A 332-nucleotide genomic window follows, 5' to 3' on the forward strand; every position below is an offset into this window, starting at 1 on the left:
CTCTCGGCCTGCCGGACGGCCAGGGTGTTCAACGACATCGCCAGGTTTGGGAGGAATGCCGCCGGGTTCGTGTCGACCAGTCGTCGGTAGTGGCCGACCGCTTCGACGATGGAGGTCAGTGCCGCCTCCCGGTCACCGATTTCGGCCTGCCGGACGGCCAGGGTGTTCAACGAACCCGCCAGGTTTGGGAGGAATGCCGCCGGGTTCGTGTCGACCAGTCGTCGGTAGTGGCCCACTGCTTCGACGATGGAGGTCAGTGCCGCCTCCCGGTCACCGGTCTCGGCCTGCCGGACGGCCAGGGTGTTCAACGACCCCGCCAGGTTTGGGAGGTC

The 332-nt window shown here is 67.2% G+C and carries 1 protein-coding gene; it reads right to left on the reverse strand.

The annotated features are described in order from the left end of the window. A partial coding sequence (locus tag QJS31_RS37270; protein ID WP_306359033.1) for a tetratricopeptide repeat protein occupies positions 1-332 on the reverse strand: 332 nt, incomplete at both ends.

The sequence above is a fragment of the Nocardia sp. CC213A genome (genome assembly GCF_030766805.1).
In the GTDB taxonomy this organism is placed as follows: domain Bacteria; phylum Actinomycetota; class Actinomycetes; order Mycobacteriales; family Mycobacteriaceae; genus Nocardia; species Nocardia otitidiscaviarum.